22 protein-coding genes and 1 pseudogene are annotated in these 20324 nt (G+C 67.5%); 13 read left to right on the forward strand and 10 right to left on the reverse strand.

Annotated elements, in window-relative coordinates; genetic code table 11:
• Positions 1-5 precede the first annotated feature (5 nt).
• From GGR44_RS15075 to GGR44_RS15090, 4 genes are all read right to left on the reverse strand, one after another.
• Entirely contained in the window at positions 6-476 is a 471-nt protein-coding gene (locus GGR44_RS15075) for a GNAT family N-acetyltransferase (RefSeq protein ID WP_183956310.1), read from the reverse strand.
• A 70-nt stretch (positions 477-546) separates the two neighbouring features.
• On the reverse strand, positions 547-1530 hold the full coding sequence (gene glpX / locus GGR44_RS15080; protein WP_183956311.1) for a class II fructose-bisphosphatase: 984 nt from the start codon (positions 1528-1530) through the stop codon (positions 547-549).
• Positions 1531-1643: 113 nt separating this feature from the next.
• Positions 1644-2948 (reverse strand): homoserine dehydrogenase, encoded by a 1305-nt coding sequence (locus GGR44_RS15085; protein ID WP_183956312.1) that lies wholly within the window; start codon positions 2946-2948, stop codon positions 1644-1646.
• Between the two features lie 102 nt (positions 2949-3050).
• A complete protein-coding gene (locus GGR44_RS15090; RefSeq protein ID WP_183956313.1) occupies positions 3051-3917 on the reverse strand; it encodes a hypothetical protein in 867 nt (288 codons plus the stop codon).
• Positions 3918-4177: 260 nt separating this feature from the next.
• Between GGR44_RS15090 and GGR44_RS15095 the strand changes: the two genes are divergently transcribed.
• From GGR44_RS15095 to GGR44_RS15115, 5 genes are all read left to right on the forward strand, one after another.
• Positions 4178-4831, forward strand: coding sequence for an energy transducer TonB (locus GGR44_RS15095; protein ID WP_183956314.1), 654 nt, complete (start codon positions 4178-4180; stop codon positions 4829-4831).
• Between the two features lie 86 nt (positions 4832-4917).
• Positions 4918-5664 (forward strand): MotA/TolQ/ExbB proton channel family protein, encoded by a 747-nt coding sequence (locus tag GGR44_RS15100; protein WP_183956374.1) that lies wholly within the window; start codon positions 4918-4920, stop codon positions 5662-5664.
• A gap of 101 nt (positions 5665-5765) precedes the next feature.
• Positions 5766-6254, forward strand: coding sequence for an ExbD/TolR family protein (locus GGR44_RS15105; RefSeq protein ID WP_183956315.1), 489 nt, complete (start codon positions 5766-5768; stop codon positions 6252-6254).
• A gap of 18 nt (positions 6255-6272) precedes the next feature.
• Positions 6273-6695, forward strand: a complete 423-nt coding sequence (locus GGR44_RS15110) for an ExbD/TolR family protein (RefSeq protein ID WP_183956316.1) — start codon at positions 6273-6275, stop codon at positions 6693-6695.
• A 175-nt stretch (positions 6696-6870) separates the two neighbouring features.
• Positions 6871-7215: a PilZ domain-containing protein gene (locus GGR44_RS15115; protein ID WP_183956375.1), complete on the forward strand. Its 345-nt coding sequence runs from the start codon at positions 6871-6873 to the stop codon at positions 7213-7215.
• A gap of 73 nt (positions 7216-7288) precedes the next feature.
• On the opposite strand, the gene GGR44_RS15120 is transcribed toward GGR44_RS15115, so the two are convergent.
• Complete coding sequence (locus tag GGR44_RS15120) at positions 7289-9061, reverse strand: ABC transporter transmembrane domain-containing protein (RefSeq protein ID WP_183956317.1); 1773 nt, start codon at positions 9059-9061, stop codon at positions 7289-7291.
• A 131-nt stretch (positions 9062-9192) separates the two neighbouring features.
• Between GGR44_RS15120 and dgcA the strand changes: the two genes are divergently transcribed.
• On the forward strand, positions 9193-10167 hold the full coding sequence (gene dgcA, locus GGR44_RS15125; protein WP_183956318.1) for an N-acetyl-D-Glu racemase DgcA: 975 nt from the start codon (positions 9193-9195) through the stop codon (positions 10165-10167).
• Between the two features lie 4 nt (positions 10168-10171).
• On the opposite strand, the gene GGR44_RS15130 is transcribed toward dgcA, so the two are convergent.
• Positions 10172-11017, reverse strand: a complete 846-nt coding sequence (locus tag GGR44_RS15130; protein ID WP_183956319.1) for a phosphodiesterase — start codon at positions 11015-11017, stop codon at positions 10172-10174.
• Between the two features lie 184 nt (positions 11018-11201).
• Here GGR44_RS15130 and GGR44_RS15135 point away from each other — a divergent pair, with 184 nt between their 5' ends.
• From GGR44_RS15135 to GGR44_RS17025, 3 genes and pseudogenes are all read left to right on the forward strand, one after another.
• On the forward strand, positions 11202-11726 hold the full coding sequence (locus GGR44_RS15135; protein ID WP_183956320.1) for a DUF192 domain-containing protein: 525 nt from the start codon (positions 11202-11204) through the stop codon (positions 11724-11726).
• Positions 11727-11784: 58 nt separating this feature from the next.
• Positions 11785-12183, forward strand: coding sequence for an NADH:ubiquinone oxidoreductase subunit NDUFA12 (locus tag GGR44_RS15140; RefSeq protein ID WP_183956321.1), 399 nt, complete (start codon positions 11785-11787; stop codon positions 12181-12183).
• A gap of 230 nt (positions 12184-12413) precedes the next feature.
• Positions 12414-12584 (forward strand): annotated as a pseudogene (locus tag GGR44_RS17025) (DUF2155 domain-containing protein); the annotation flags it as partial.
• A 35-nt stretch (positions 12585-12619) separates the two neighbouring features.
• On the opposite strand, the gene aat reads toward GGR44_RS17025, so the two are convergent.
• Positions 12620-13360 carry a leucyl/phenylalanyl-tRNA--protein transferase gene (gene aat, locus GGR44_RS15150; protein WP_183956322.1) on the reverse strand — a complete coding sequence of 247 codons (741 nt, stop codon included), beginning with the start codon at positions 13358-13360 and terminating at the stop codon, positions 12620-12622.
• Between the two features lie 96 nt (positions 13361-13456).
• On the opposite strand from aat, the gene GGR44_RS15155 reads away from it, so the two are divergent.
• The 4 genes from GGR44_RS15155 to GGR44_RS15170 are packed head-to-tail and all read left to right on the forward strand — an operon-like array spanning position 13457 to position 16785.
• A complete protein-coding gene (locus tag GGR44_RS15155) occupies positions 13457-13837 on the forward strand; it encodes a hypothetical protein (RefSeq protein WP_246344702.1) in 381 nt (126 codons plus the stop codon).
• A 32-nt stretch (positions 13838-13869) separates the two neighbouring features.
• Positions 13870-15147 carry a dipeptidase gene (locus tag GGR44_RS15160; protein ID WP_183956323.1) on the forward strand — a complete coding sequence of 426 codons (1278 nt, stop codon included), beginning with the start codon at positions 13870-13872 and terminating at the stop codon, positions 15145-15147.
• Positions 15148-15190: 43 nt separating this feature from the next.
• Entirely contained in the window at positions 15191-16186 is a 996-nt protein-coding gene (locus tag GGR44_RS15165; protein WP_183956324.1) for an MlaD family protein, read from the forward strand.
• Positions 16183-16785 (forward strand): ABC-type transport auxiliary lipoprotein family protein, encoded by a 603-nt coding sequence (locus GGR44_RS15170; protein WP_183956325.1) that lies wholly within the window; start codon positions 16183-16185, stop codon positions 16783-16785. Before GGR44_RS15165 ends, GGR44_RS15170 begins: the two co-directional genes overlap by 4 nt.
• On the opposite strand, the gene GGR44_RS15175 is transcribed toward GGR44_RS15170, so the two are convergent.
• Genes GGR44_RS15175 through GGR44_RS15185 form a run of 3 tightly spaced genes read right to left on the reverse strand, consistent with a single transcriptional unit; the run spans position 16743 to position 20319 of the window.
• Positions 16743-17441: an ATP-binding cassette domain-containing protein gene (locus GGR44_RS15175; RefSeq protein ID WP_183956326.1), complete on the reverse strand. Its 699-nt coding sequence runs from the start codon at positions 17439-17441 to the stop codon at positions 16743-16745. The genes GGR44_RS15170 and GGR44_RS15175 overlap by 43 nt on opposite strands.
• The gene (locus GGR44_RS15180; RefSeq protein WP_183956327.1) at positions 17438-18205 is read right to left on the reverse strand and encodes an ABC transporter permease; all 768 of its coding nucleotides are present in this window, start codon (positions 18203-18205) and stop codon (positions 17438-17440) included. The genes GGR44_RS15175 and GGR44_RS15180 overlap by 4 nt, the downstream gene beginning before the upstream one ends.
• Positions 18193-20319, reverse strand: a complete 2127-nt coding sequence (locus GGR44_RS15185) for a RyR domain-containing protein (protein ID WP_183956328.1) — start codon at positions 20317-20319, stop codon at positions 18193-18195. Before GGR44_RS15185 ends, GGR44_RS15180 begins: the two co-directional genes overlap by 13 nt.
• Positions 20320-20324: the final 5 nt, after the last annotated feature.

Genomic DNA, 20324 nt, shown 5'->3' on the forward strand with positions numbered 1-20324 from the left:
CCGGCTCAGCCCGCCGCCAGCGCGGCGGCATCGGCCCAGAAATAGCGCAATTCGGGCGCGGGGAGACCATCGGGACCGGTTTTTTCCAGCGCCTCGACCACCTGCCCGCCCATGCGATCATAAAAGCCGCGGGCGGGATGATTGGCGGTGTAGCAGAACAGGTGCAGCCCGCCCCCGTCCGCCGCCATGTGCGCCGCCGCCGCCCGCAGCAACAGGCTGCCGACGCCCCCGCCCTTGAGGTCGGGCAAGACATGGAGATTGTCGACCAGCCCGCCCCAGCGCGGATCGGCCCCTGCGATCAGGCAGACAAAGCCGATGGCCGCGCCATCGCGCTGCGCGATCAGCACCGACTGCCCCGGTTCAGGGGCCGCCATGCGCCGATCCCATGTCGCCAGCCGGTCAGCATCGAGTTCCTCGGCCAGCCAGCGCGGGTCCAGTATGTCGCGATAGGCGACGCGCCAGCTCGCCGCGTGCATGGCGGCGATCAGCGGCGCATCGTCCGTCCGCCCGATACGCAGAACAATATCGGGCGCTGCGGTCCTTATCTCAGGCGTCCTTGCGGTCGATCCGGTGTTCGCCCTTCACCCAGCGCACGGTGCCGGTGCTGGCGCGCATCACCACGCTTTCGGTGGTCAGCTTGCCGCCAGGCAGGCGCTTCACGCCGTCGAGCAGCGATCCTTCGGTCACGCCGGTCGCGGCAAAGATGCAGTCGCCCTTGGCCAGTTCCTTGAGGTCATAGACCTTGTCGAGATCGGTGATGCCCCATTTGCGGGCGCGGGCGCGCTCGTCATCGTTGCGGAACAGCAGGCGCCCCTTGAACTGGCCGCCCACGCAGCGCAGCGCGGCGCAGGCCAGCACGCCTTCGGGCGCGCCGCCCGAACCCATATACATGTCGATGGTGGTATCCGGGTTTGTCACCGCGATCACGCCGGCGACGTCGCCGTCGCCGATCAGGTGGACGCCGCAGCCGATGCCGCGCAGTTCGGCGATGATCTTCTCATGGCGCGGGCGGTCGAGCACGCACACGATGATGTCGCTGGGCGCAACGCCTTTCGCCTTGGCGACGGCCTCGACATTCTCGGTCACCGACTTGTTGAGGTCGATGACGCCTTCGGGATAGCCCGGCCCCACGGCCAGCTTTTCCATATAGACGTCGGGCGCGTTCAGCAGGCCGCCTTCCTCCGCCGCCGCCAGCACCGCCAGTGCGTTGGGGCCGGCCTTGGCCGTGATGGTCGTGCCTTCCAGCGGGTCGAGCGCGATGTCGATCTTCGGCCCCTTGCCGGGCGCGCCGCCGACCTTTTCACCGATGTAGAGCATGGGCGCCTCGTCCCGCTCGCCCTCGCCGATGACGACGGTGCCGTCCATATACAGGTCGTTGAAGGCCAGGCGCATCGCTTCCACGGCGGCGGCGTCGGCGGCCTTTTCATCGCCACGGCCGACCAGCTTGGATGCGGCGATGGCGGCGGCTTCGGTCACGCGGACCATTTCGAGCACCAGAACGCGGTCGAGAATCGAGCTAGCCTGCACCATGGGGTTCCTTCTTGTTATTCTTCGTCAGCGGGCGATACGAAGTCATTCAGCGATTGTCGAGAAGCACGCTGCGTTTTTACTGTCGAAACCGTGCCGTTACGGCGCGACCTTCTTTAATCCAGAATATGCATCACCATCGGCGCATCCAGCAGGCTGTCTGAGCCCGACAGGCGATCCAGCGTATCCTGAATGCAGCGTTCCTCGCTGGCATGGGTGACGATGGCGACCAGAACGCCGTCGGCCTGCGCCGCGCCGCGCTGGATCATGCTTTCAATCGACACGCCCGCGTCGCGCATGGCGGCGGCGATCTCCGCCAGCACGCCCGGCCGGTCCTGAACCTTGAAGCGCAGATAGGCGCGGCCACGGCGCAGGCCCGCATCGGCGGGCGGCTGCGGCGCCAGGGCCGCGACCGGCATGGCGAAGGCGTCGCCATATTCATCGCGCGCGACGTCGATCAGGTCGGCGACCACGGCCGAAGCGGTCGGCCCTTCGCCGGCGCCACGCCCTTCGAAGAACAGGCGGCCGACGAAATTGCCTTCCGCCACCACGGCGTTCAGCGATCCGTCGACATGGGCGAGCGGGTGGTTGAGCGGCACCAGCATCGGATGCACCCGCTGGAACAGCCCCCCCTCGCCATTTTCGGCCATGCCGACCAGGCGGATGCGGAAACCGAGCGCGGCGGCCTCGGCAATGTCGGCGGCGATGACGTGGCGGATGCCGGTGATCGCGACATGGTCGAAATCCAGTTCCGTGCCAAAGGCCAGGCTCGCGAGGATGGTCAGCTTGTGCGCGGCGTCGACGCCGTCAATGTCAAAGCTGGGGTCGGCCTCGGCATAGCCCAGTTCCTGCGCTTCCTTCAGCACCTCGTCAAAGCCCCTGCCTTCCTTCTCCATGGTGGTCAGGATGTAATTGCAGGTGCCGTTCAATATGCCATAGACGCGGCTGATCTCGTTCGCGGCCGCGCCTTCGCGCATCCCCTTGATGACCGGAATGCCGCCCGCCACCGCCGCTTCATATTTCAGCGCCACGCCGCCCTTTTCCGCCAGCCGCGCCAGGTCGAGCCCATGATGGGCCAGCATCGCCTTGTTGGCGGTGACGAACGGCTTGCCCGCGATCAGGCACTGGCGCGCCAGCGTCAGCGCCGGGCCGTCCGCGCCGCCGATCAGTTCGACCACCGCGTCGATGTCGTCGCGCGCGGCCAGCGTCGTCATGTCGTCCACCCATTCATAGGGCGACAGGTCGACGCCGCGATCCTTGCTGCGGTCGCGCGCGGAAATGGCGGTGACCTGAATCGGGCATCCGGCGCGGCGCGCGATCAGCGCGCCGTTGGTGTTCAGCAAGCGGATGACGCCCCCGCCGACCGTGCCGAGACCGACCAGCGCGACGCGCAAGGGGGCATGGCGGTGGAGGTTGCTCATCGGTCATCTTCCTTGAACGGGGCTGTGTGCGTGCGCGCTGATAGCGGCCAATCGCCCTTAGTCCAAAGAAAAAGGGCGCGCCTCGGCGCCGCCGGAGCGCAATCACCCCGCCGCGCGGGTGCGGGTGCACGGCCCCAGCGACTGGAGCACGAACCGGTAATCGGCCCGCGCCGCCTCCGCGTCCTGAACGGCCAGCGTGCGCACCGATGCGGGCGGCAGGGCGGGCGGCAGGCCACAGGCCAGGCGATACCAGAGCAAAGTGTCGCGCTCGGGCGGGCGGGCGGCCTCATCCACAATCTCGCCCAGCGCCACGGCCCATGTCGGCGCCTGCCCCGGACGGCGGATGATCGACAGCGACACCGGATCGCCCGATGGCGTCTTGAGGAAAATCTGCGTCTCTCCCTCGCCCGCTATCGTGCCCGCGACGTGGAAAGCGTCGCCAAGGCCGATGATCGTCGGCGGCGCCTTGCCGCTCAGAAGCTCGCCCACGACCGATCGGGTGCGCGCCGCCAATACCGGCGTCAAGCGCTGCTGCGCGTCGCGGGCGATCAACTGGATCTGTCCCGGGCGGCCGCCCGGCCGCGCGAACAGCAGCACCGGCAGTTTCTTCAATTTCGCGATCTTGCCCCGCGAATCGACCGGCATATCGAGCAAATATGTTACAATCGGGCTAATGCCGCCCTCGCCGCGAATCAGATTCGCAACCGCCGCCTCGACATAAACCCTGCGAAAACCGTCAGGCACGCTCCCCGCCCGCTCGGGTGGCAACTGGGTCACACCTGTCACCTTGGCCTCGGCGATGATGGGCGCGCGCTCGGTCAGATCGACCAGATCGGCATAGGATAATTCGGGTTGGACAGCCGCCCTGGTCAGGGACGCGGAGCCCTGCGCATGGCCCGGAATCGCCGGACATGCGGCAAGAATGAGGCACATCGCGCCAAAACATCTGATTTGCGTAGCGGGTTTCATGCGATCTTTCGTCCTAACCGTACAGTCAGTGGCATAGTTGTCACAGGCAAGCTTTTCCGATGGGCCGCAGCTAATCACAACCTGCCCTGTCGATAAAGCGTTTGCGTCCCACGATATGCCGCGATAGGAGTTGCCAAGGTAGAAAACGAACGGACATAGGCCAAAGTTGCCGGGGGGGAGTGCTTCCGACGCTTGTGGCCGATTTCGGCTGATTTGTGAAACCCTACTGGTTAAGCTGAGTTAAGGAGTGTCGTTGCTGAATGGCCTATGCTGACCACTCGCAAGGATCGAGTCGCACCGTCTCGATCATCATCGTTGCCTTGATTCATGCTGTTCTCGGTTATGCCTTCGTCACCGGACTTGGCATGAAATATGTCAAAAAGGCGGCAGAACAGCTGAATGTCATCGATGTAAAGGAAGAGCCGCCGCCGCCCGATGAGGAGCCGCCGCCGCCGCCGCCAGACCAGCCGGTGGAACCGCCGCCGGTTGTAGCGCCGCCGCCGATCGTGCAGACGCCGTCCCCGGCTCCGCCGATCCAGACAGCGCCCAAGGCGCCCCCGATCGTCATACAGACGCCGGTGGCCGCCCCGCCGCCGCCGCCGCCGCCGGCCCCCACGGTCAGCAAGGCTGCTGGCGCCAAGGGCAATCCGGCAAATTGGGTGTCGGCTGACGACTATCCGCCGTCGGCATTGCGTCAGGAGGCCCAGGGCACGACCGCCATCTCCTGGGACATCAATGAGCAGGGTCGCGTGGAAAATTGCCGCGTGACATCCTCAAGCGGCAACGCCGCTCTTGATGACGCCGCCTGCAAGGCGATCACGCGTCGCGGTCGTTATACGCCCGCGGTCGACCAGAACGGCAATCCGATCCGGTCTTCCTCGTCGCGTCGCATCGTTTGGCGCCTGCCTGAGTAATTGCTGTGGGGAGGCGCCCGGGCCAGGCGCCCGGCCTCCCCTGTTGATCGAACCATTTTGAGAGGGAATTCTTAAACATGTTGTTGATGTCTATCGCAGCCGCGGCTGCTCCCAAGGCCGAAAACCCTTACGGCCTGATGGAAGCTCTGGAACAAGGCGGCACCATTGCCTGGGCCGTGTTCCTCATTCTGGTCGGCATGTCGATCGGCACCTTCTACATCCTGTTCACCAAGCTCATCGAACAGCAGAAGGTGATCAACCAGGGCAAGAAGGTCCGCGCGACCTTCTGGCGCGCCGCCAACCTCAAGGAAGGCGCCGCCAAGCTGGAAAAGAACTCGGCCTACAAGCAGATCGTCGACGACGGCATCAAGGCTCAGGAAGAACACACCAAGCTGACCGATCCGGTTGAAGCCCATGACTGGCTGCACGGCTCGCTGGCCCGTTCGGAAGCCGCAATCAACTCCTCGCTGGGCGGCGGCCTCGCCTTCCTCGCGACTGTGGGTTCGACCTCGCCGTTCATCGGTCTGTTCGGTACGGTTATCGGCATCTACCGCGCCCTCATCAAGATCGGCGCCGCCGGTCAGGCCTCGATCGACGCCGTTGCCGGCCCGGTCGGTGAAGCGCTGATCATGACCGCTCTGGGTCTGGCCGTGGCCGTTCCCGCGGTGCTCGCCTACAACTTCCTGCAGCGCCGCAACAAGGCGATTGCCGAACAGCTGTCGGGTTTCACCGTCGATCTGCTCGCCTATCTGGTTTCGAACGGCGCTGTGAAGCCGACCGTTGCCCCGGCTCCGGCTGCTCCGGCTGCCAAGCCCGCCGCCGCCAAGGCGTAAGGCTCGATCGAAGCCGGTGGAGAAGCCCCCAGGGCGCTCCTCCACCGGCACGAGCACCCGCAAGGGGCTCCATCGACACGCATGTTTAGGATAACCGATCAATGGCAATGAGTGTTGGATCAGAGGGCGGCGATGAAAAGCCGATGTCCGACATCAATACGACGCCCCTCGTGGACGTCATGCTGGTGTTGCTCATCATCTTCCTCATCGCGGTCCCGGTCGTCGTCCAGACGGTCGAGCTGGAACTTCCGAAGGTCGCTTTCGAACCGACCACGACGAAGCCCGAAAATGTCTCGCTCTCCGTCACAACCGCGCCCGACGGCAGCTGTGCGGTCTACTGGAATATGACGCGCGTCAATTCCACCGACCTGCTCACCCGCGCGGTCGCCAAGCTGGAAGCCGACATCAAGAAGGCGGGCGGCGTGGAAAATCTGACGCCAGAGGATCTGCCCGAAGTGCATATCCGCGGCGACATCAATACGCCCTATCGCTGCATCGGCGGCACCATCTTCACGATGCAGCGCGCCGGCTTCCCCAAGGTGGGCTTCATTTCCGAGCCCGAGCCCGGCACGTCCGTGCAGCGGCTGTAATTCCAGGAGTATCGCCAAATGGCTATGAGCGCCGGAACCGATGACGGCGAACCGATGATGGAAATGAACACGACGCCGTTGATCGACGTCATGCTCGTGCTCCTCATCATGTTCATCATCACCATTCCGATCCAGACCCACGCGGTCAAGATCGACCTGCCCCAGAACGCGCCGCCGACCGACAGCATCGTCGATCCGGTCAAGAACAAGGTCACGATCGATCCTGCCGGCGTCATCGCCTGGAACGGATCGCCGATCGACCTCTTGACCCTGCGCCAGTATCTGGAACAGTCGGTCAGGATGCCGGTCGAACCGGAATTGCAATTTCAGCCCGCGCCCCAGACCCGCTATGTCGTGGTCGATCAGGCGCTGGCTGAAATCAAGCGCGCCGGTGTGACGAAGCTGGGCTTCGTCGGCAACGAGCAATATGGCAATTTCTGATCCGGCGGCGTCCCCGCCATCGGGCGGGCGATGACTAAGGACAGGATTGAAAATGTCAGGGCGTCCTTCGGGGCGCCCTTTTTTTGTCATGACGACGGGTCTGGTCGGCCGCCCGCTTAACCAATTGGATACCTTGGCGCGGCAAAATGGCGTGGCTCAGACAGACGGCAAGGATATGAGTGCGGAACAGAGCCAGCAGATCGAGCGGAAAGGACGCATGGCGGAACGCCGCCATGTGATGATTTCCGTCAAGGTTCGCCGGCCGGGCGAATCATGGTTTGTCAGCCGCATCGCCGATCTGTCGATCACCGGCTTTCGCCTGCAAAGCTTCATGCGGCTTCAGGTCGGCGCGGAACTGTGGATCATGCTGCCCGGGTTCGAAGGACGTCGCGCCCGCGTGCAATGGACCCGCGCCCACGAGGCCGGCTGCACGTTCGAACGACCGCTCCACCCGGCCATCTGGGATCATATTCTGCGCAAGGCGCTGACTGCCGAGGCGCAAGGGTCCGCTGGTCGCTGAACAGGCAACGCCACATCGACGACGCGGCCTATCGTCCACGACCATCCCGGCGCGGCCATCCCGAAAACCAGCGTCAGGCCGCAACGCCTTCCTGAAATTGCAGCGCGGCCAGCCGGGCATAGAGCCCTCCCTGCGCGATCAGCGCCGCATGGTTGCCCTGTTCGACGATCCGCCCGCCATCCATCACGACGATCCGGTCGGCCGCGCGCACCGTCGCCAGCCGGTGCGCAATGACGATGGTGGTGCGTCCCTGCATCAGCCGGGCGAGCGCATCCTGCACCAGACGCTCCGATTCGGCGTCGAGCGCGGAGGTCGCTTCATCCAGCAGCAGCAGCGGCACGTCGCGGAGCAATGCGCGCGCAATCGCCACGCGCTGGCGCTGCCCCCCCGACAGGCGCGCGCCCCCTTCGCCCAGTTCGCTGTCCAGCCCGTCCGGCAGGGCGCGCAGAAATTCCTCGGCATGGGCGGCGCGCGCCGCGTCCCATATCTGGTCGTCGGTCGCGTCCCACCGGCCATAGCGCAGATTGTCGCGCGCCGACGCCGCAAAGATCACGCTGTCCTGCGGCACCAGCGCCATCATCGCGCGGACCGCCGCCGGATCGGCTTCGTTCAGCGGCACGCCGTTCAGCAAAACTGCGCCCGAATCGGGATCGTAGAAACGCTGGGCCAACTGGATGAGCGTGGACTTGCCCGCGCCCGAAGGGCCGACGACCGCAACCGTCTCGCCCGGCTCGACGATCAGGTCGATCCCTTGCAATGCGGCCAGATCGGGCCGGGTGGGATAGTGGAAGCGCACATTGCGGAAAGCCAGTTGCGCGCGCCCCGCATCGCCGATGGCGCGCGGCTGGGCCGGCGGGCTGATGTCGGGCTGCGCCGTCATCAATTCATGCAGGCGGCTCGCCGCCCCCGCCCCGCGCAGCAGATCGCCCCAGACCTCCGACAGGGAACCGAAGGCGCCCGCCACCAGTCCGCCGGTGATGACGAAGGCGGCGATGCTGCCGCCCGACAGCCGCCCGGCGGCGACATCGACCGCCCCCTGCCACATGACCGCGACGATTGACCCGAAAATGAGGGCGATGACGATCGCCGTCATCACCGCGCGCAGGCGGATACGCGATTTCGCAGTGGCGAAACCAGCCTCTACCGTGGCGTCGAATCGGGCGGCCTCCCGCGCCTCCTGGCCAAAGGACTGGACGATCTTCATCGCGCCCAGCACTTCGGTGGTCACGCTGCCGACGGCGGCCAGCCTGTCCTGGCTGGCGCGCGACAGCCGGCGCACCCGCCGCCCCATGACGATGATGGGGACAAGGATCAGGGGAATGCCCAGCAGCAGCAGCCCGGCCAGCTTGGGCGCGAGCGCGAACAGATAGATCAGGCCGCCGACGCCGGTCACCGCGTTGCGCAGCGCGATCGACACGGTGGAACCGACGACCTGATCGATGATCGCGGTGTCGGCGGTCATCCGCGACGCAATTTCGGACGGGCGGTTTTCCTCGAAAAAGCGCGGCGCCTGCCGCAGCAGATTGGCCTGCGTCGCGGATCGTATGTCCGCCACCACCCGCTCGCCCAGCCAGGACACGAAATAGAATCGCGCCGCCGTCGACAGCGCCAGGATGATGACGATCAGGAACAGATATTCAAACCAGCGGCCAATGTCCGCGCCGCCGCCCGCAAAGCCCCGGTCGATGACCAGCCGAAAGCCGCTGGGTATGGCCAGCGTCGCGGCCGACGAGATGAGCAGCGCCGTCGCCGCCCCGGCCAGACGGCCCGGATAGCGCCGGGCCGCGCCCCATATCATTGCAAGGCTGCCAATGGGCGCGCGCGCCGCTTTATCCTGTTCCGCCATGGCGCGCCGCTTAGCAGCCGGACAGGCGGGCCTCAATGCTCCTGTCGGTCGCGCCGCGCGCCGGGCTTCCCCACCCTGCCCCGCCCGGCTATGCCATCACCCCGAACTCTCGCCCCGGAGCCTTACCACCCATGCCGCCCAAAGTCTCCGCCACGGTCGAACGCTGGCCCGTCGCAGGCGCCTTCACGATCAGCCGGGGGGCCAAGACCCATGTCGACGTCGTGGTCTGCACGATCCGCGATGGCGACATCGTCGCGCGTGGCGAAGGCACGGCCATCTATTATGAGGGCGAAAGCGCGCAGGGCTGCGCCGATGCGATCAACGCCTGGCGCGGACCGCTGGACCGGCAGGCGCTGCTGACGCAGATGCCGCGCGGCGCGGCGCGCAATGCGCTCGACTGCGCCATCTGGGACTGGGAATCGCAACGCGCCGCAACGCCGGTCTGGCGGCTGGCGGGCCTGATCGAACCCGCCCCTCTGCCCACCGCCTACACCATCAGCCTGGGCGATCCCGATGGGATGGCGGCGGCGGCGCGGGCGGCGGCGGCGCGCGGCTTTACCTTGCTCAAATGCAAGCTGACCGGCGCGGGCGACCGCGACCGCATCGCCGCCGTGCGCGCCGGGGCGCCGGACGCGCGGCTGATCGTCGACGCCAACGAAGCCTGGCACGACATGGACATTGCGGCGCAGGCCGCCGCGCTCGCCGCGCTCGGCGTCGAAATGGTCGAACAACCGATCATCCACGGGCAGGAGGAACGGCTGGCCGGAGTCGCCTCTCCCCTGCCGCTCTGCGCCGACGAAAGCTGCCACACGCGCGCCGATCTTGACCGGCTGGGCGACTTCGCAGCGATCAATATCAAGCTGGACAAGGCGGGGGGGCTGACGGAGGCGCTGGCGCTGGCGGCGCAAGCGCGCGCGCGCGGCTTTCGCATCATGGTCGGCTGCATGCTCTCCACCTCGCTCGGCATCGCGCCGGCCGCGCTGGCGGCGCAGGGGGCGGACTGGATCGACCTCGACGGCGCATTGCTGCTGGCGCAGGACCGGCCCGGCGGCCTGCCGATGCGCGACGGCCTGCTGCACCCCGGCTCGCTTTGGGGCCAGGGCTGATGCCTTACCCTCGCTCCGCCATCATCTGACCAACCAGCGGCTGCATGGCGGCGTCATAGCGGGCCAGCACGGGCGCGTCCTGCACCGTCTGGAAATGGCTGGCAAGGTCGCCGCCATTCCACCAGTGCAGCGCATAGCCGGGGCCTTCCGCGACGATCATCGCCCGCCCGTCGGGCGCGCCGGGCGCAATGGGCGACAGGTCGAGCGCCACCTGCGGCGCGGTGGAGGGGCAGACGCACACCGACATGCCCCGCCAGGGCGACGCGATCGCGCGATGGACATGGCCGCACAGCAGCGCGCGGACCTGCGGCGCTTCGGCCAGCACATCGCCCAGCCGCGCGACCCACGGCTCCTGCCCGCCACTGTCCATCCAGCCGATGCCGGTGGCCATGGGCGGATGATGCAGGGCGATGACGGTCGGCATATCCGCCCGCTCCGCCAGCCTTTCCCGCAGCCACGCCGCCCGCGCCGCGCAAAAGCCGCCGCCGTGCCGTCCCTCCTCCAGCGTATCGAGCAGGACGATGTGCAATCCCGCGCGCACCATCGCGTGCTGGACGAACCCGTCCGCCACGGGCGCGCCCGGAAACGCCGCCAGAAAGGGCGCTCGCCGGTCATGGTTGCCGATCATTGGCCACACCGGGAAGGGGCAGCGGGCGAACGCCCCGGCAAGCTGGCGATAGCTTTGCGCGTCGCCATGTTCGGTGAGGTCGCCGGTCGCCAGCAACAGGTCCGGCCGGTTCGGCCCGTCGATCAGCGCGTCCAGCACCGCGTCCAGCCTGCGCCGGTTCTTCTCATCGGCATTGCCGGGCTCGAAACCCAGATGAATATCGGTGATCTGCGCGATCAGCATCGGCCGGTCATGTCCCTTCCACCCCCACATGCCAGACGATTCGACCGGCCTGTCCAAAGACGGTGCGCCGCCCCTGGCGCTGTTGCTGTGATACAGAGCACAGCAGGCAGGGCCATCCCCTTTCGGGACTCGATGGCGTTCATTGCCCATTTTCCCGCGACATCATTGCGGCTACCCATCACGCATGCGCCGCTTCATCCTGCCCCTGTTGCTGTTATCGCCCGTCGCCTGCACCCCCGCCGCCAAGGCCCCGGCGGAAGCCCGCAATGAACAGGCCGGGTCGGTCGTGGGCGCGACGATCCCGCTCGTCGTTCGGACGGCGCAGGGCGAACATCGTTTCGACATGGAGGTCGCCGCCACCCCGCAGGACCAGCAAAAGGGGCTGATGTTCCGCAAGGAATTGCCGCCGAATCGCGGCATGGTCTTCCCCATGGTTCCCCCGCGCACCGCCAGCTTCTGGATGAAGGACACGCTGATCCCGCTCGACATGCTGTTTGTCCGCACCGACGGCAGCATCGCTTTGGTCGCCACGGCCCAGCCCTATGACCTCACCCCCGTGTCGGCGGGCATTCCCGTGGCCGCCGTGGTCGAGATTGCCGGGGGCAGGGCGGCGGAACTCGGCATCCGCGAAGGCGACAAGCTGCGCTGGGGCGGCTGCGCCGCGCCCGGATCGCCCGCAACCGCGATCAATTTCTGCCCCGAAAGCTGATCGCCGGGCCGATTAGCGCCTTGCCAATCCCCCGCCACAACGGCTAAGCGCAGGGGCCATGGGAATCCTGGCAAAAGTCTTCACCTGGTGGAATGGCGCCACCTTCGGAACCTGGCTCAATACGGTCCGCAAGGGCGCGAAAGTGGGCGAGGACCATCAGGGCAATATCTATTATGAAGGCGGCGTCGACGTGCACGGCAATCCGCGCCGCTGGGTGATCTATAACGGCGCCAACGATTCGAGCCGCGTTCCCGCCGAATGGCATGGCTGGCTGCATCACAGCATCGAGGGGATGCCGGAAAGCTGCCTGCCCCCGCCGCGCGTGTGGGAAAAGGATTCCGCGCCCAACGCCACCGGCACCGCCAACGCCTATCGCCCGTCCGGCGCTCTCGAAAAGGGCGGGCAGCGCCAGAAGGCGACCGGCGATTATGAAGCGTGGAGCCCCGAGGCGTCATGATTCGCCCCACGGCGGGGCGCGCCCTGCCGATCCTGGCGGGCGTCGCCGCCCTGTCCGCCTGTAGCGGCGGCGACGATCTTCCCGCCGCCAACCAGAGCGGCCCCGTCCGCGTTGAAGGCAGCCGGATCGTCAGCGCGGAGCCCGGCGCCCTGCCCGGCACGCCGATGAAGGATCGGGTGGCGGTGATCGGCCTACTCAACAAACGCAACGGCCTGACCCGCGACCTCAGCATGAAACCGGGCGAGGCGCTGCGCATCGGCGACGCCATCGTGCGCCTGCAAGCCTGCGAAGCGACCGCGCCGTGGGAAAATGTGCCCGAAGTCGGCGCCTTCGTGCAGCTCGACGTGCGCTCCAGCGCCGACAACAAATGGCGGCGCAATTTTTCCGGCTGGCTGTTCCGCAACCGGCCCGACCGCAATGTCGTACAGCACCCGATCTATGACGTCTGGGTCAAAAGCTGCGCGATGGCCTGGCCCGAAAGCGGCCCCGACACGGTCAAACAGGGCGGCGAGGGCGGATCGGCGCGCGCCAGCGGGTCGAACGCCAGCGAGGCGGGCGCGCCCGAAGCCCCGGCCAGCAACGCGCCGGCATCGCCCAGCCGCACATCGGCCAGCGCGTCGCCCAATAACGACTGATAGGCTGTCTGGCTGATCTCCACCGCGCCCAGCGACCGGAGATGATCGGTCATGAACTGGCAATCGAGCAGCGAAAATCCGCCCCAGCGCATCCGCGCCACCAGCCAGGCCAGCGCCACCTTCGACGCATCGGCGCGGCGCGACACCATGCTCTCGCCAAAAAAGGCGCGGCCCAGCGCGACGCCATAAAGGCCGCCGACCAGTTGATCCCCCTCCCAGCATTCGATCGAATGGGCAAAACCCAGTTGGTGCAGCAACAGATAGGCGTCCTCGATCGCGCCGTTGATCCATGTCGACGGCCGGTCGGGCGCGGCCTCCGCGCACAGCGCCAATATGCGGTCGAACGCCCGGTTGGCGGTCACCTTGAACCGCTCCCGCCGGATCGTCCTGGCCAGCGAGCGCGACAGGTCGAAATCCCGCAACGGCATGATCGCGCGGCGGCGCGGCTCCACCCAATATGTCTCGGCGGCGTGGCGGTCGTCCGACATGGGGAACACACCCAGGGCATAGGCCTGGAGCAGCATCACGGGTTCGATCGTCATCAGGCTCAGGTTTAGCAGAGACTGGCCCGGCCGCCACCGGCTTTCGCATGGACAGGCGGCCCGCGCGCGCGCATCCTGAACATCGAAAGGAAGGCGATGATGAAGAGCGCATGGCTGGCCCTGCCGATGGTCGTCTGGACCGCCCCCGCCATGGCGCAACCGGCGCAAACGGCCGAAGAAAATCTGATCGGCCATTATTATCTGCAAGGGGTGATGGAGACGGGGTCCGAACTGCTGCTGCGACCCGACGGCCGCTTCCAATGGTATCTGTCCTATGGCGCGCTCGATCTGTTCGCGGAAGGGACATGGCGGGTGGCGGGCGACGCGGTCGAACTGGTCGCCGCGCCATCGGTCGACGTTCCCAAGCCCGGCTTCGAACGGCTATCGCTCGCCATCGCCGGGGCGGGCCTGATCCCGCCCGACGGGCGCGGCGCCTATGTCCGCGCGCGGGAGGACGGCGAAACCGCGCCCGATTGACAGGCGGCGTCCTCGCCCTAGGCTTCCACGCGATGAAACGCCCCCTCCTCGCCGCCCTGCTGCTGGCCGCCGCCCTTCCATTCCCCGCCCTCCACGCCGCCACCGACCCCTATGCCGCGCGCGTGGCGAAGGTGCTGAAGGCGACGCCGCTGATCGACGGGCATAATGACTGGGCGGAGGCGCTGGCCGACCATGCCAAGGACGCGCGCTGGACCATGGCGCTCGACCGGCTGGACCCCAAAGTCTACCAGACCGACATCGAACGGCTGGGCGCGGGCATGGTCGGCGGGCAATTCTGGTCCGTCTGGGTATCGGCGGACCTGCCGACGCTGCAACAGGTGCAGGACACGCTGGAACAGATCGCGCTCGTCCGCAGTTGGGCGGAGCGTTACCCCGCCCGCTTTCAGCTCGCCACCACCGCGCAGCAGGTCCGCGCCGCGCACCGGGCCGGGCGCATCGCCTCAATGATCGGAGTGGAGGGCGGCGGCCAGATCGACGGCAGCCTCGCCGTGCTGCGCGCCTATCGCGCGCTCGGCGCCGGCTATCTGACGCTGACCCACAGCCGCACCATTGCATGGGCCGACAGCGCGACCGACAATCCCCAGCATGACGGGCTGACCCCTTTTGGCGAAGCGGTGGTGCGCGAACTCAACCGGCTGGGGATGCTGGTCGACCTCAGCCATGTGAGCGAGGCGACGATGCTCGACGCGATCCGCGTCAGCCGCGCGCCGGTGATCTTCTCCCACTCCAACGCGCGGGCGCTGTGCGACACGCCGCGCAACGTGTCGGACAGGGTGCTGCGCGCAGTGGCGGCCAATGGCGGCGTCGTCATGGTCAACTATGCCCCGCAATATGTGCTGGAGGCCCGGCGCGTCTGGGGCGCGGCGCGCAGCGCGGAAATCGCGCGCAACAACGCCCCGCCCTTTGGCGGGCTGCACATCGGCGACCCCGAAGGGGCCAAGGCGGCGCTGGCCGCATGGGAGAAAGCGAACCCCGAACCGGTGGCGACGCTGGCCATGGTCGCCGACCATATCGACCATATCGCCAGGGTCGCGGGCGTCGACCATGTCGGCATCGGCAGCGATTATGACGGCGTCGGCCGCATGCCCGAAGGCCTGACCGGCGTAGAAACCTACCCCGCCCTCCTCACCGAACTGATGCGCCGAGGCTGGACCGACGCCGACATCGCCAAACTGGCGGGGGAGAATGTGCTGCGGGTTATGGGGAAAGCGGAAGAGGTTGCGGAGGGTTTGAAGGGCGAGCCCATCGGCACGGGCGTTGAGCGGGCGGACATCGGCCTGAAGCCTTGACATCCAGGCCGCCAGGTTGCTTCCTTCTCGCGGGGGAGGGGAGATGACGCCGGACTCGACGACGCAGATCAGGTGGGGCTTGGGCACAGCGCTGCTCGCCCTTGGCGTGGTCGCGATTCTGGCGCTCGTGCCCGATCCTTTTTTCCGCCAGCGGCTGGTGGCGACCACGCTGGACGATGTCGAAGGCGTGTCGCCCGGGGTTCAGGTCTATTTCAGAGGAGCGCTCATCGGGGCGGTGCGGTCGATCGATCTCAACCGGCAGAGCCGGACCTTCGCGGTGGCCATGGGAATTGATCGCAAATGGCAGCCATCGGCCTGTTCCTTCGCCACTGTCGCTTCCGCCAATCCGCTCACCGCGCCGCGCATCGAACTGGTGGCGCTTGAGACCGGCAGCGCCCAATGCGCCGCCGCGCGCCGCGCCTATGGTTGCGAGCCGGTGGCGGCGCGGGATGCGGTCGGCGCGTTGACGGGCTGCCGTCGCCCCGCCGACCTGTTCGAAACCGCCGCGCGCGCGATCGGCGAAGCCGCCAATGTCGCCCGCACGGCAAACGCCATGGCGCAGAAACTGTCCGGCATGTTGCAGGGTGATGGATCGGGCGCCGCCGTCGACATGGCGCTGGTGGCGCGCAATGCGACCCAGACGCTGGCTGCGCTGAATTCCCTGAGCACCCAGCTCGACCGCAGCTTTACGCCGGGTCGCGGCGACATTGCGCTGACCTTGTCCCACATACGCCGGGCCACCGGGCGCGCGTCGGAAATCGACGTCGCGGCGCTCAACGGCATCCTGCGTGAAACACAGGCGCTCGTGGCGCAAAATCAGGCCAACATCGCAGGCCTGCTGGCCGAAAGCAGAAGCAGCGCCGGGGAAGTGCGCGGCATATTGGAGGGCGCATCGGCCTCACTGGTGGCGACCAGTGCGAATCTGGAGCGGACCAGCAACAGCATCGGTGCGCTGAGCGAAAGGCTGGCCAGCGATCCGACCTATGCGATCCGCGGCCAACGCTATGTCGATCCACCCGCGCCTGGAGGACGCAAATGAGACTGATCGTCCTGCCGCTTGTGTGCGCGCTCACCGCCTGCGCTGCGCTCAAGCCGGGCGATGCGCCGGTCACCATGCGTCTTTCGCCGCGATTTGAACCGGGCCAGCCGGGCGTGCCGCCGATGGCCGCCCCCAGTTTCACGGTAGCGGCGGTGCAGGCGCGGGGCCTGTCGGGGGACAGGCGCTACGCCTATGTCGATGCCTCCGCGCCCGGCGAAATCCGGCAGGCCGCCACCTATTTCTGGGAGGAGCCGCCCACCGACAGCCTCGCCCGCGCGATGGTCGCCGGGCTGCGCACCCGCTTTGCCGCCGTCACCGGCCCGTCTTTGCCGTTGGCCGCCGACCGCCGAGTGGTGACGACCCTGGACCGGTTCGAGGAGGTAAGCGCCGGCGGCAATGCGCAGGCTGTCGTCGCCTTCGACGTTACCCAGGTCGCGCAGGGTAAGGCGGTATGGGCTGGCCGCTACTGCGCAACCCGTCCGATCGGATCAGCAACCGGCACCGCTCGCGCCGCCGCGTTTCAACAGGCGATCGAACAGGCGGTCGCCACCTTCGTTCATGATGTCGCGTCGGGCACCGTGACAGCCGCGCCCTGCTGAACAGGGGCGGGCGTCAGGCGACCGCGCTCCAGCCGGTAGACCCGTTCGCACAGCCTGCCTGCAAGCGCGCGATCCTGCGTCAGCAGCAGCAGCGCCCGTCCCTGCGGCACGATGCGCCGCCGGACCTGCGCTTCCAGCATGTCGCCGCGCGCAAAGGCGCCTTCAAACGGTTCGTCCAGCACCAGCAATTCCGGATCGCGAACGAAGGCGCGGGCCAGTTCGACGCGTCGCCGCTCGCCGGCCGACAGCGCATCGGCGCAGGTGGCGGCCATCTGCTCCAGCCCATATTCCAGCAGAAGCCGGTCTATCCGCCGCCCTGCGCGGCGATCGTCGGTGCCGATCGCCAGCCGCATATTTTCCTCGACGCTCAGGTCGCTCAGAAGCGATCCGCCCTGCATCGCCACGCCGCACCGCGCGCGCAGCAGGCGGCGGGTGTCGGCGTCCGCCTCTTCCAGCGCCACGCCCATCAGACGCACCGTGCCGCTGCTCGGACGCGCCAGGCCGATTGACAGCCGCAACAGCCAGCTCTTGCCCGCGCCGCTGTCTGCAACGATCGCAACCCGTTCGCCCGCCTCGATGTTCAGGTCCACCCGGTCGAGCAGTCGTGTGCCGCCCAGCACCAGGCTCACGCCATCGAACGTCAGCAGCGCGCTCATGACAACGCCGTCCAAAGCGCCGCCGCGCTGAAGATGCCCAGCAGTCCGGCCGTGAAGGCGGTGGTGGCGCGACGACCGATATCGGCGGGCGACCGCAACGGTTTTGCCCCCACCGCGCTGCCCACGCCAAAGGCGATCAGCGCATAGAGCAGCAGCTTGGCCATGCCGACGAGCATGGCGCGCGCCGCATCATGGGAGAAGGCAAAGCCTGACCAGAGCGGCCAGCCGACATTGGCGATCAGCGTCAGGGGTGCCCCGCAACCGATCACGGCGGCGATTCCCGCCAGCAGCATATGGATGGGCGCGGACAGCAACACCGCCGCCAGCGTCGGTCCCAGCGCATAGGCGACCGGATCGCGCCCCAGCGTTTCGAGCGCCTCAATCTCCCGATTGAGCGCCATCGCGCCAAGCCGCGAGGATAATGCCACCGAAACGCTGCCGCAGGCGAACAGGCCGACCAGCAACGGCACGATGTCGCGCAGCAATGTCTCCGCCAGCGCGCCGAGCACCGGAAGCTGCGCATTGTAGATCGTCAGCAGCCGGCCCGCGCCGATCCCCGCGATGGCTCCGGCCAGCGCGGCCAGCGGCAACAGGGTGTGCAACGGCCGCCAGATATGCAGCGACAAGCCGGCCGCCAGCTGGCGTCGCGCCAGCGCGTCGCCTGCGACGATGCGGCGGCCCATGCCGACACCCGCGCGAACCGTAAGCCATGCCGCAGCGCCGATCGCGGCCAGCAACTTGGCCGCGCCCCTCAGCGTGTCCATGGCGCGTGACTGATCGCGCCGTCAGGCCCGATGCGGATGGCGCGCGAATCGGAACCAGCATCGGTCGCCAGCAGCAGCTCTGCGCCCGCCGTCAGACCGGCCATGCCGCCCGCAAAGATGGTGTCCGCAGCGCCGACCAGCGCCGCAGCAGCAGCCGCCTCCTGCCCGGGCAGCGTATCGATAATCGCCTGCACATGGCCGGTCAGCGCCAGTTGCACCAATTGCCCCCGGGCGATCAGAGCACCCAGCAACTGGCGCGACCATCGGTCGGCGAAGTCGCCGACAAAGACAGGCGCCCGGTCCGGATAATGGGCCGTCAAAGCGGCTGTCAGGGCGGCCGGATCGGGCGCCGCATCCTCGCCACCGGGCAACAGGGCGACCGTCAGCACGCGCAACGCGCGCCGTCCTGACGCCCCCAGCAACCGCGCCATGATCCGCACCTGTTCCCGGTCCAGGTCCTTGATCGCTTCGCTGAGGTCCTCATACGGCACGATGTCCGGATGCAAACGCCGTGCGTCGTCGCGCACCGCACCATATACCCAGCCCTGCGCCAGCTTTGCCGCCATCCATCGATCATGTTCGGCATGCGACAGTTCTTCCAGTTCGGCCGGTGACAGAGCAAGCGAAGGACCGTCGCCTTCCACCAGCCGCGCGTCGATGTCGCGCAGCTTCAACTGATAACAGTCGGCGACCAGCCGGTTGTCGTCGCGGAAGCTTTCGGGAAGATCCTCCCATTCCTGCATCGATGCGCGCGCGCCGATCCGCTCGCCCTCGGCAAAGCGCCCCTCCAGATAGAAGTCATGGATGGACCGGGCGAGCGCATCGTGGCGATCCTGCAACAGCATGTCGGGATCGGCCAGGTCGGACAAGCCGCCGAACGGGAATATCCCCGCGCCGATGCGATGGTCGTGCGATCCCGCCATCCGCACATGGATCGGCGGCGCGGTCATGGCGGCGGCCCGATAGCGGCCGTCGAATGCCAGCGCGACGGCCAAAGACCGGTCGTCGTCATCCAGGTCGATCAGGATGGCGACCGGTTCGCCTGCCCCTTCGACATGGGCCTCGATCAGGGGAATGATCCACGCCGGGTCGGTCCGCGCTTCGACGAAGCGCAATGGCGACAGCCCGTCCGCGCCCGGATTGCGCGCGCGAAAGGCCGCTTCGCACTGCGCCACGTCGGACCGGTAGACGGTGAATATGGGCTTGCCGCCGTCGCGATAATGGCCGCCCGCCAATATGCGCATGACATAGCGTTCGATCAGCGGCGTAAAGCCGATCGTCAGCACGCCGCGCTGCGACTGCCCTGCGCGCATGAAGCCGTCGATCGGCCTTGCCAGCGCCAGATGCCGCGCGGCGATGTCGGGCAACGCGGCCAGCCGCACCCGCGCCGTCCGCCGGTCGACATGTTCGAACCGCTGTTCGATGCTGCGCCGCAGGTCGAGGTCGTCGACCCGCACGATGATGTCGGCCGGATCGCCTGCCGGTCGCACGTCGCTCATCCGCGTCAAGATGGCGGATGCAAGCGTGATATTGCCGCGCGCTTCCTGCGACAGCAGCAGCACGGCGCGCGTCTTGTCCAGCGCCAGACTGGTCACGCTTTCCGGCACTGCGCCCTGTTCCACCTCCGCTGCGCCGGCCTCCACTGCATCGACGATCCAGTGTGCTCGCCGGTCCCGTGGCCACAGAAGCACCCGCCGCCCATCAGCGAGCGCGCCACGCGCGGCCTGTGCGGCGAGGCCGCCATCGTCGTCGCCCGCAATCACCAGATGTTCGCCCCGCGCCCGGATCAAGGCCAGCCGTAGCGGATTGCGCAATTGCTCCCATGCCAGCGCCGCCGTCGACCAGAAGGTCAGCAGCGGGAGCGCCCAGCGGGCGATGTCGAGCGCCAAGGGCAGATCGCGCCCTTCCAGCACCATGGGAAAACTGCCGACGATCAGCCGCAACGCGCGCATCGCGTCCTGCATGACGGTCGAATCGATGCCGGCTTGCGCATAGGCCTGCGCAAAACCCCAACTGCCCAGCAGGAATGCAACGGCCATCGCCCCGAAACGCACCACCGGCGCCACCGGCGGCAGTCGCAGGCCCCTGATCCCCTTGTTCGGCGGGCGCCCCATAGTCG

Origin of the sequence: Sphingobium fontiphilum, from assembly GCF_014196635.1 — a bacterium.
Taxonomy (GTDB): Bacteria; Pseudomonadota; Alphaproteobacteria; order Sphingomonadales; family Sphingomonadaceae; genus Sphingobium; species Sphingobium fontiphilum.

What these genes read in the sequence shown, in the direction of transcription:
- GGR44_RS15075 (WP_183956310.1), bottom strand. Translation starts at nt 476, where the DNA reads ATGCACGCGGCGAGCTGGCGCGTCGCCTATCGCGACATACTGGACCCG.
- glpX (WP_183956311.1), bottom strand. Translation starts at nt 1,530, where the DNA reads ATGGTGCAGGCTAGCTCGATTCTCGACCGCGTTCTGGTGCTCGAAATG.
- GGR44_RS15085 (WP_183956312.1), bottom strand. Translation starts at nt 2,948, where the DNA reads ATGAGCAACCTCCACCGCCATGCCCCCTTGCGCGTCGCGCTGGTCGGT.
- GGR44_RS15090 (WP_183956313.1), bottom strand. Translation starts at nt 3,917, where the DNA reads ATGAAACCCGCTACGCAAATCAGATGTTTTGGCGCGATGTGCCTCATT.
- GGR44_RS15095 (WP_183956314.1), top strand. Translation starts at nt 4,178, where the DNA reads ATGGCCTATGCTGACCACTCGCAAGGATCGAGTCGCACCGTCTCGATC.
- GGR44_RS15100 (WP_183956374.1), top strand. Translation starts at nt 4,918, where the DNA reads ATGTCTATCGCAGCCGCGGCTGCTCCCAAGGCCGAAAACCCTTACGGC.
- GGR44_RS15105 (WP_183956315.1), top strand. Translation starts at nt 5,766, where the DNA reads ATGGCAATGAGTGTTGGATCAGAGGGCGGCGATGAAAAGCCGATGTCC.
- GGR44_RS15110 (WP_183956316.1), top strand. Translation starts at nt 6,273, where the DNA reads ATGGCTATGAGCGCCGGAACCGATGACGGCGAACCGATGATGGAAATG.
- GGR44_RS15115 (WP_183956375.1), top strand. Translation starts at nt 6,871, where the DNA reads ATGAGTGCGGAACAGAGCCAGCAGATCGAGCGGAAAGGACGCATGGCG.
- GGR44_RS15120 (WP_183956317.1), bottom strand. Translation starts at nt 9,061, where the DNA reads ATGGCGGAACAGGATAAAGCGGCGCGCGCGCCCATTGGCAGCCTTGCA.
- dgcA (WP_183956318.1), top strand. Translation starts at nt 9,193, where the DNA reads ATGCCGCCCAAAGTCTCCGCCACGGTCGAACGCTGGCCCGTCGCAGGC.
- GGR44_RS15130 (WP_183956319.1), bottom strand. Translation starts at nt 11,017, where the DNA reads ATGCTGATCGCGCAGATCACCGATATTCATCTGGGTTTCGAGCCCGGC.
- GGR44_RS15135 (WP_183956320.1), top strand. Translation starts at nt 11,202, where the DNA reads ATGCGCCGCTTCATCCTGCCCCTGTTGCTGTTATCGCCCGTCGCCTGC.
- GGR44_RS15140 (WP_183956321.1), top strand. Translation starts at nt 11,785, where the DNA reads ATGGGAATCCTGGCAAAAGTCTTCACCTGGTGGAATGGCGCCACCTTC.
- aat (WP_183956322.1), bottom strand. Translation starts at nt 13,360, where the DNA reads ATGACGATCGAACCCGTGATGCTGCTCCAGGCCTATGCCCTGGGTGTG.
- GGR44_RS15155 (WP_246344702.1), top strand. Translation starts at nt 13,457, where the DNA reads ATGATGAAGAGCGCATGGCTGGCCCTGCCGATGGTCGTCTGGACCGCC.
- GGR44_RS15160 (WP_183956323.1), top strand. Translation starts at nt 13,870, where the DNA reads ATGAAACGCCCCCTCCTCGCCGCCCTGCTGCTGGCCGCCGCCCTTCCA.
- GGR44_RS15165 (WP_183956324.1), top strand. Translation starts at nt 15,191, where the DNA reads ATGACGCCGGACTCGACGACGCAGATCAGGTGGGGCTTGGGCACAGCG.
- GGR44_RS15170 (WP_183956325.1), top strand. Translation starts at nt 16,183, where the DNA reads ATGAGACTGATCGTCCTGCCGCTTGTGTGCGCGCTCACCGCCTGCGCT.
- GGR44_RS15175 (WP_183956326.1), bottom strand. Translation starts at nt 17,441, where the DNA reads ATGAGCGCGCTGCTGACGTTCGATGGCGTGAGCCTGGTGCTGGGCGGC.
- GGR44_RS15180 (WP_183956327.1), bottom strand. Translation starts at nt 18,205, where the DNA reads ATGGACACGCTGAGGGGCGCGGCCAAGTTGCTGGCCGCGATCGGCGCT.
- GGR44_RS15185 (WP_183956328.1), bottom strand. Translation starts at nt 20,319, where the DNA reads ATGGGGCGCCCGCCGAACAAGGGGATCAGGGGCCTGCGACTGCCGCCG.